Below are 8,268 nucleotides of genomic sequence, written 5' to 3'. Positions count from 1 at the left end.
AGTGAGGGGACTTTGGGGCGGGACTTTCCCCGGACATGAGGTTGCATCCTGATTCAGCCGGGGGTATACACCCTCACATGGCTATGCAATTCACCCAAATCGAGGAAAGGATACTCGCCCTGGCCGGTACCGACCTGCCGGACACCGAGCAGCCGTTCAAATCCATTGCCGAGGCGGTCGGTGCGACTGAACAACAGGTCATCGACCTGCTGGCCGATCTCAAGGAACGAAAGATCATCCGCCGTTTCGGGGCCACCCTGCGGCATCAGAAGGCGGGTTACAGCCACAACGCCATGGTGGCCTGGCGTGTGCCCGAGGAGCGCGCCGAAGAGGTGGGCGGGATATTCGCGGCCAGGCCGGAGATATCCCATTGCTATATCCGGCGTACCTATCCGGAGTGGACCTATAACTTTTATACCATGATCCACGGTGAACGGCCCGGTCATACGGATGAAGTGGTTGCCGAACTGGAAAAAGTGATCGGCATCGACGACAACTGCGTGCTCCGGTCATTGAAGGAACTCAAGAAGACCTCGATGGTCTATTTCAAATAGGAAGCTGAACATGGATTCTAAATCGCTCTTCGCCAAGGCCCAGACCCTTATGCCCGGCGGCGTCAATTCGCCTCTTCGGGCCTGCAGATATGTCAATGCCGAGCCGGTCTTCATCGAGAAGGCCCAGGGCGCGTACATGTGGGACGTGGAAGGCCGCAAGTATATCGACTACGTTTTTTCCTGGGGCCCCATGATCCTGGGTCATCAGGACCCGGCCGTGACCGAGGCCGCACATACGGCGATTGACCAGGGGTCCAGCTACGGCGCACCCTGTTTCGGCGAGGTCGCCCTGGCCGAAGAGATCAACCGTCTCATGCCGTCCATGGAGATGATGCGCATGGTCTCCTCCGGGACCGAGGCCACCATGTCCGCACTGCGCCTGGCGCGCGGCTATACAGGGCGCAACAAATTCGTGAAGTTCATCGGCAACTATCACGGCCATGCCGACGCCTTCCTGGCTGCGGCGGGGTCTGCGGCGGCCATTGTGCCCGGCACCCCCGGCGTGCCCGAGGAAGTCATCAGCCATACTCTGCTGGCCCATTACAACGACCTTGATGCCGTGCGAAAGCTCTTTGAGCAGTCCGGCGACGAGATAGCCTGCGTCATCGTGGAGCCGGCAGCGGGCAACATGGGGCTGGTCCTGCCCAAGGAGGGTTTTCTCCAGGGGTTGCGCGACCTGTGCACCCAATACGGCGCGGTGCTCATTTTCGACGAGGTCATCACCGGTTTCCGGGTCGCCCCGGGCGGAGCCCAGGAACGGTACGGCATCACCCCGGACCTGACCACGCTCGGCAAGATCATCGGCGGCGGGTTTCCGGTGGGCTGCTTCGGCGGCAAGCGCGAGATCATGGAACACATGGCCCCGGTGGGCGGCGTGTACCAGGCCGGCACCCTGTCCGGCAACCCGGTGGCCATGGCCGCGGGACTGGCTACGCTCAGGCGGCTCCAGGACTGCGACTACGATGCCCTGGAGGCGCGGACCAGGGTCTTTGCCGAGGAATTGGCCTCCATTGTCAGGGCCAAGGGCAAGCCCATATCCCTCGCTCAGGTCGGCTCCGCCTTCACCATGTATTTTTCCGACAAACCCGTGACCAACATGATCGAATCGGGCCAGTGCGATTCGGCCGCCTATGCCGCCTACTGGCAGCAGATGCTTGCTCAGGGCGTCTATCTTGCCCCGGCGGGTTTCGAGTGCGCCTTCACCTCCTTTGCCCATACTGACGAGGATTTTGCGAAGACCCTTGAGGCGGCTCGGAAAGTAACCTTCTGAAAAGAATGAATTGTTGACGGTTTTAACTGGCCGGGGTGCGGTCGGCGCATCCCGGCCCCTGTTTTGTCTTCCCGAAATCATCGGGAATGTGACAATCTCTGTGACCGTCTGCACAGTTTTCACTTTCAGATCATGCCGGTTGCTGATAAATCAAAGGAATGTCAGTAAAGAAAATAGCCGTATATGCCCTGACCAGTCAGGGCGTGTCCGTGGCCAGACGCCTGGCCTCCAAATTGTCCGGGACATTGTATGTCTCCCGACGACTGGAGTCGGAAGACGCAGTCCCCTTCGACTCCCTTCCGCATCTCATTTCCGCCACCTTCAATGCCTTTGAAGGCCATGTTTTCGTGGCCGCAGCCGGGATCGTTGTCCGCTGTATCGCCCCCCACCTTCAGAGCAAGGAGACCGATCCGGCCGTGGTCTGTCTGGATCAGCACGGGAAGTACTCCATCAGCCTGCTCTCCGGTCATCTGGGCGGGGCCAACGAGCTTGCCGTCCAGTGCGCCCGCGCCGTGGGTGGCGAACCGGTCATCACCACGGCCACGGATACGGCGGGTGTGCTGTCCGTGGATACCCTGGCTGAATCAAAGGAGCTGGTCATCGGCAATATCGAGCGGGTCAAGGTCGTGAACATGGCCCTGCTCGAAGGGTTGCCCGTGCAACTCTATGATCCCGAGGACTGGCTGGGGCTGGCTTGGGATGCGAGCTTTACGGGTGTGGCCGGTGCCGAGGAATGGGATCGTTCCCTGCCCGGAATATGGGTGTCATGGCACAACGACAGCCCCGAAGGGAGCCTGGCCCTGTTTCCCCGGGTACTTCACATGGGCATCGGTTGCCGCCTGAACGTCACCGAGGAAGAAATCCTCGACCATGTCCATGAGGTGTTCGAGAGGAAGAACCTTGCCCTGAAGTCCATAGCTTCGCTGGGTTCGGTGGAGGCCAAACGCCATGAGGCCGGACTGCTGGCCGCTGCCGAAAAATTCGGGGTGGAGCCGGTTTTCTATTCCACGGCCCAGCTTGCATCCATTGATGCGCCTACTCCTTCCGATCGTGTGCAAAGGCATATGGGGGTCCCCAGTGTGGCCGAGGCTTCGGCTATGCTGGCCGCCCATGGCGGTGAATTGATAGTCGCCAAGGAAAAAACCGCTACCGTGACCCTGGCTGTCACAAGGAGCAACCGTGCTTAAAGCCGTCAGTCTCGGGCCGGGTGATGAGAGCCTGCTCACCCCGGCTGCGCGCAAGGCCCTGGAAGAGGCCGATGTGGTGGCCGGATACAAGGCCTATCTCGAATTGGTTCCCGCTGCGCTGCTCAAGGGCAAGGAAGTCGTCTCCACCGGCATGACGGGCGAGGTGGAGCGGGCCAGGCTGGCCGTGGAGACCGCCCGGTCCGGTAAAAAAACCGTCATGGTCTGCTCCGGGGACGCAGGCATCTATGCCATGGCCGGACTGCTCCTGGAAATTTTGGAAGCGGAAGGCCTGCTCGAGCAAGTGGAGTTCGAGGTGGTGCCGGGTGTGGCTGCATTCAATGGTGCCGCCGCTTTGCTGGGCGCGCCGCTCATGCACGATTTCGCCTCCATAAGCCTGAGCGACCTGCTCACCCCGTGGGAGCGGATCGAGCAGCGGCTTCGGGCAGCGGCCAGTGCGGATTTTGTCATTGCCATCTATAATCCCCGGTCCAGAAAACGCAGTGATCATCTGCGAAAAGCCCTTGACATCATAGGTGAATTTCGAGTCAAGAAAACGCCGGTCGGCATTGTCGGCAGGGCGTACCGGCCCGGCCAGACCGTGGAGACCGTGGAGCTTCGCAACGTGGACGTGAACAAGGTGGACATGCAGACGGTGCTCATTGTCGGCAATTCCGCCACCAGGATGGTGGGCGGGCGGATGCTTACCCCCCGTGGATACCACCATAAATATGATATTTGAGGTCTAAAGACAAAGTGAGAAAACCCCCTTGCCTTCAGTGGGGTTTTTCAGGTAAAAGCAAGGGTCTACGATGGCAACCCTCGCTTGACAGGGGGGGGATACTTATTTATCCCGCATAGTAGAGAGTGTGACTGTTTATTATTTTTATGCAACAGGAGGAATTAGGTAAATGAAGAAATCTCTGATCATCAGCCTGATGGTTGCCGCCTTGGTGTGTGTCTTCGCGCTGCCTGCCGTTATCGCCGGCACCGCACCCGCAGACGTCATCACCATGGAGGTTCCCGCAGGTGCTGAAGCGACCAAATCGGCCGTGAGCTTCCCGCACAAGAAACATGTTGACGGTGGCCTGGACTGTCTGGTCTGCCATCACAAGTCCACCAGCAAGGACGATGTGAAGGGCTGTGCCGTTGAAGGCTGTCATGCAGATGCCAGCAAGGCTGCCAAGAAAGACCCCAAGGGCTTCTACGCCGCTTTCCACAGCAAGGCGTCCGACGCTTCCTGTCTCGCCTGCCACAAAACGAATAAGAAGGCCGGCAAGGCAGTTCCCGTTGCCTGCAAGGAATGCCACAAGTAAGCCTCTAGGCTGGATTCAAGGGGGGCTGCTCAAGACAGCTCCCCTTTTTTTAAACCTGCTCCCCGGAGGTAACCATGACCCCGGCACCCCCGCCTCCCACCGATGAAAACGTCGACGTGAATGATCTTTTGAATGAGCCCGTTGCCGAGAGCGATGGTCTTGATCCCGATTCCGTGGATGCGGATTTCGAGCAGGAATTGGAAGACCTTTTTTCCGATGATCTTGAAGAAGAGGGACTGCCCGCTGACGAGAATGAAGGCCCTGTCGCCCTTGACGACGTTGTTGAGGAGAGCGGCCAGGACGCCGATGATGACGACCTGATCGTGCTGGACGAACTGGCCGAAGACGATCAGGCTGATGATCCGATCCTGCTTGACGATGTCATAGCCGAACAAGACGCGGCCACAAGTCCTGATGAGGCGCCTCTCAAGACCGTAGGTGAAGACGCCGACGATCTGGAAGCTCTGGTGGAAGACATCGCTGAGGTAAATGACGTCAAGGCCGAACCTGAAGTCGAAGACGACGATGCTATCGAGTTGGACGATCTCGTGGAAGAGACGGCTGGCGAGGATGACGACATCATGGACCTCGAAGCAATGCTTGAAGAAGAGGGAACGGAAGAGTCCCTTGATCTTGAAGAAGAAATTTCTATGGAACCCGAAGACTTGATGGATGTCGCCTTGGCCGAGGAGGCCGCACCGGACGTGCCGGTGGAAGAGGCCGTTGCCGTCGAGGAAATTGAGTCCATCATGGATGAGCCCGAACCCGCGGCTGTCCCTGAAATTGAGTCTGAAAGGATTCCCGAACCCGAAATTGAACTCGCGCCCGAACCCGCGCCCGAAATTGAACTTGAGCCAGAAATTGAGATCGAGCCAGAAATTGAGCCCGAACCTGCTTCCGAACCTCAGGTCGTGGCGGGCAACGTGTTTGAAAATGCTCAGAAGTCAACTGCTCCGGTCGAAGAGGTTGACGCAGAACTGACCGGGTTGGATGCATTGGAAGAAGACGAAATCGAAGACGTCGACAGTCTGCTCGACAATGTGGAAGTGGACGTGTCCGATGTGGTGGATGCCGAAGCTGATCTCGAAGCCGAGGACATGGATCTCGACCTCGATATGGGTGGGGATCTGGATGACGCCCTGTTAGCCGAATCCATGCCTTTGGATGCCGGGATCGATGTGTCCGATGACGTGGACGTGGATCAGCTCCTGGTGGAGGCACGGTCGGAAGCCGACGATGCCACCATGGCCGAACTTCACGACAAGGTGGAACATCTCGAGGCTCGGGTCGAAGAATTGGAAAGGCGCTTGCGTGACGAGATCGCTCAGATGGTTCCGGCAGAGGCCGCCAGGATTATCCGCGAGGAAATAGCGGCTTTGGCTGCCGAGATTGACGACTAACTGATACGGCTTTCGAGAGCGGCCATTGGCGCTGTCGCCGCATTCTCAGGCCTCATCGCAGGGCGGGAGTACGTTGGGCAGCGACTTCGAAAAAAAGAGTATTTGAGTGATATGATGAAAAGCCGACCCTTGGGTCGGCTTTTTTTGCGTGGCGGATCAGGTGCCGCAGAAAGTTTGGGTGACGCGCTCTTCCGGTTGGGGCGGCGCGGCGTATTCGGTGTTTTCGGGCTGGTCTTCGTATGGGCGGGCCAGCACCTCGAGCAGCCGGTGGGTGAGGGTGAAGTCGTTGTCGTCCTCGGCTGCCCGAATGGCCTGTTCCAGGCGGTGGTTGCGCGGGATGAATGCCGGGTTCACCCGGCGCATGGCCTGGCGGGTCTCTTCGGTATTGTCCAGCCGGACGTGCCAGTTTCCGATCCAGTTGCGGATATCTTCTTGCGAGGAAAAGAGGGCCGTGAACCGGTCTGTGTTGCCCACTGCTTCACAAAGCAGCCGGAAGGCGTTGGTGAAGTCCACCCGGTCACGGTGCATGAGTCGGAGCAGTTCGCGGGCCAATTCAAAGTCAGTCTCCCCTCCTCCCGGCAGCCCGATCTTGGCGCACAATCCTTCCGTGTAGCGGCGGGTGAATTCCGGGACAAAGCCGTCGAGCACGCGCTTGCCGACATCCTGCGCCTTGTCCGGGTCGGTGTCGAACAGGGAAACCAGGCAACCGCCCAGGCAGGCCAGGTTCCAGGCGGCAATGGTCGGTTGCTGGTTGAAGGCGTACCGGCCCATGTGGTCGATGGAACTGAAGACCGCTGTCGGGTCATAGTGGTCCATGAAGGCGCACGGACCAAAGTCGATGGTTTCGCCCGAAATGGATGTGTTGTCCGTATTAATGACCCCGTGGATGAAGCCCACGCACATCCATCGGGCCACCAGTTGCGCCTGGGCGCGGCAGACCGATTCGAACAGGGCAACGTAGGGATTGTCGGATCGGCGGACCTCTGGGTAGTGGCGCTCAAGGACGTAGTCGGCAAGCGTTTTGACCGATGTCATATCCTGGCGGGCGGCGAAGAATTCAAAGGTGCCCACGCGCACGAACCCTGAGGCCACCCGGGTCATGACTGCTCCGGGAAGCGGGGTTTCGCGAAAGACCGTTTCACCGGTGGCGGCCATGGCCAGGGCGCGGGTGGTCGGAACGTTCAGGGCGTGCATGGCCTCGCTGACCACGTATTCCCGGATGACCGGCCCCAGCGGGGAACGCCCGTCTCCGCCACGGGAATACCGGGTCCGGCCCGATCCCTTGAGCTGGATATCGAAACGGTCTCCCTGGCTGTTTTGCACTTCCCCCAATAAAACGGCCCGCCCGTCGCCGAGTTGGGGCACGAACTGGCCGAACTGGTGTCCGGCATAGGCCTGGGCAATGGGCTCGGAACCTTCAAGCACGGTGTTGCCGGTGAAGATTGCGGCCAGAGCTTCATCGCTTTCAGGCAGGTCAAGTTCCAGACTGTCGGCCAGTTCCCGGTTCAGGCGGATGAGACGCGGTGCGGTCACGCGGGCAGGCTGTATCCGCTCATAGAAAGATTCCGGCAACCGGGCATAGCTGTTGATGAAGCGCATGGTCATCCCGTGATTTTTTGCCAGGCGGGCAGGAGCGTGTCCATAGAATTGGCCAGGAGGCGCATGTAGCGCACTTCCAGGTCGATCATTTCCAGGTCCTTGCGCCGGAGCCATTCGGACATCCAGGCGAAGCGCAGTCCCAGCAACAGTTCCGGCAGCAGGGAGAAGCTGACGGAGTCCAGGCAGTCGCGTTCCTTCAGCGTCCTGAGCATGGCAGGGGCCAGCCCCCGGACCAAGGCGCGCGGCTCTTCGATACCCACGCAACCGAGGCAGTTGGCCGCATCGAACAGGGCCGGGCGCACCCCGGCGAATTCCCAGTCAATGACCGCAGCCACCGAGAGCCGTTTCCAGATAACGTTGAGCGGGTGGAAGTCGCCCTGGCTCAGAACCGGGGGCAGGTCGTCCCATGCCTCGAAAAGCGGAACCAGGGCCGGGAGGACCGGGAGCAGCGCGTCGTGCATTTCCGGGCTGCGCGGTCCCATGGCACCCATGAGTTCGTTGATGTAATTCTCCAGGTCAAACCGTGGCCCCATGTCGAATTCGGAGATGGTCGACCCGATGCGGTGCAGGTCGGCCAGGAACCGCCCGAGGCTTTTGCCCCTGTCGGCGTCCTCGATGTATTCCGGCTGGGGCAGGGGATCGCCCGGAACAAAGGGGGATATTTGATAGTGGGAGCCGTCCCGTTCCATGCAGAATTGTCCGTCGGGACCGGGCAGGTAGGCCGGGACAGGCAGGCCCTCCGAACTCAGGCGGGCCAGGGTGCGTCCGATGCGTTCCCTCCGGTCGAACTGGCCCGGCCTCAGGGTTTCGAGAACCCATACGCGTCCGGTGCCGTCTTCCACGGCCGATCGCGTCAGGCACCGCTGAGGACTGCCGGACAGGGAAATGTCGGTACGGGGGCTGCCGTGAGGCAGCCCCCAAAGGGAAAGGATTTCGGTCATGAAG

At 60.0% G+C, this 8,268-nt stretch carries 8 protein-coding genes; 6 read left to right on the top strand and 2 right to left on the bottom strand.

Annotated elements, in window-relative coordinates:
* Positions 1 to 77: 77 nt before the first annotated feature.
* The 6 genes from DWB63_RS16390 to DWB63_RS16365 all read left to right on the top strand — a co-directional run bounded on the left by DWB63_RS16390 (position 78) and on the right by DWB63_RS16365 (position 5,724).
* Positions 78 to 554: an Lrp/AsnC family transcriptional regulator gene (locus DWB63_RS16390; RefSeq protein ID WP_128329943.1), complete on the top strand. Its 477-nt coding sequence runs from the start codon at positions 78 to 80 to the stop codon at positions 552 to 554.
* A gap of 10 nt (positions 555 to 564) precedes the next feature.
* Positions 565 to 1,824, top strand: coding sequence for a glutamate-1-semialdehyde 2,1-aminomutase (gene hemL, locus DWB63_RS16385; RefSeq protein WP_128329942.1), 1,260 nt, complete (start codon positions 565 to 567; stop codon positions 1,822 to 1,824).
* Positions 1,825 to 1,982: 158 nt separating this feature from the next.
* Positions 1,983 to 3,011 carry a cobalamin biosynthesis protein gene (locus DWB63_RS16380; protein ID WP_128329941.1) on the top strand — a complete coding sequence of 343 codons (1,029 nt, stop codon included), beginning with the start codon at positions 1,983 to 1,985 and terminating at the stop codon, positions 3,009 to 3,011.
* A complete protein-coding gene (cobJ, locus tag DWB63_RS16375; RefSeq protein ID WP_128329940.1) occupies positions 3,004 to 3,750 on the top strand; it encodes a precorrin-3B C(17)-methyltransferase in 747 nt (248 codons plus the stop codon). Before DWB63_RS16380 ends, cobJ begins: the two co-directional genes overlap by 8 nt.
* Before the next feature lie 169 nt (positions 3,751 to 3,919).
* Positions 3,920 to 4,324: a cytochrome c3 family protein gene (locus DWB63_RS16370; RefSeq protein WP_128329939.1), complete on the top strand. Its 405-nt coding sequence runs from the start codon at positions 3,920 to 3,922 to the stop codon at positions 4,322 to 4,324.
* 74 nt (positions 4,325 to 4,398) lie between these two features.
* Entirely contained in the window at positions 4,399 to 5,724 is a 1,326-nt protein-coding gene (locus tag DWB63_RS16365; protein ID WP_128329938.1) for a hypothetical protein, read from the top strand.
* A gap of 156 nt (positions 5,725 to 5,880) precedes the next feature.
* Here DWB63_RS16365 and DWB63_RS16360 read toward each other — a convergent pair whose 3' ends face one another.
* On the bottom strand, positions 5,881 to 7,329 hold the full coding sequence (locus DWB63_RS16360) for a protein adenylyltransferase SelO (RefSeq protein WP_164879930.1): 1,449 nt from the start codon (positions 7,327 to 7,329) through the stop codon (positions 5,881 to 5,883).
* Positions 7,326 to 8,264, bottom strand: coding sequence for a phosphotransferase (locus DWB63_RS16355; RefSeq protein ID WP_128329936.1), 939 nt, complete (start codon positions 8,262 to 8,264; stop codon positions 7,326 to 7,328). The genes DWB63_RS16360 and DWB63_RS16355 overlap by 4 nt, the downstream gene beginning before the upstream one ends.
* Positions 8,265 to 8,268 lie beyond the last annotated feature (4 nt).

Origin of the sequence: Pseudodesulfovibrio sp. S3 (assembly GCF_004025585.1) — a bacterium.
GTDB lineage: Bacteria > Desulfobacterota > Desulfovibrionia > Desulfovibrionales > Desulfovibrionaceae > Pseudodesulfovibrio.
Note: the sequence above shows the minus strand (reverse complement) of the source record. Positions and strands in the feature narration are given on the sequence as shown.

Excerpts from the sequence above, each read along its gene's own strand:
- DWB63_RS16390 (WP_128329943.1), top strand. The coding sequence starts at position 78 with ATGGCTATGCAATTCACCCAAATCGAGGAAAGGATACTCGCCCTGGCC.
- hemL (WP_128329942.1), top strand. The coding sequence starts at position 565 with ATGGATTCTAAATCGCTCTTCGCCAAGGCCCAGACCCTTATGCCCGGC.
- DWB63_RS16380 (WP_128329941.1), top strand. The coding sequence starts at position 1,983 with ATGTCAGTAAAGAAAATAGCCGTATATGCCCTGACCAGTCAGGGCGTG.
- DWB63_RS16370 (WP_128329939.1), top strand. The coding sequence starts at position 3,920 with ATGAAGAAATCTCTGATCATCAGCCTGATGGTTGCCGCCTTGGTGTGT.
- DWB63_RS16365 (WP_128329938.1), top strand. The coding sequence starts at position 4,399 with ATGACCCCGGCACCCCCGCCTCCCACCGATGAAAACGTCGACGTGAAT.
- DWB63_RS16360 (WP_164879930.1), bottom strand. The coding sequence starts at position 7,329 with ATGACCATGCGCTTCATCAACAGCTATGCCCGGTTGCCGGAATCTTTC.
- DWB63_RS16355 (WP_128329936.1), bottom strand. The coding sequence starts at position 8,264 with ATGACCGAAATCCTTTCCCTTTGGGGGCTGCCTCACGGCAGCCCCCGT.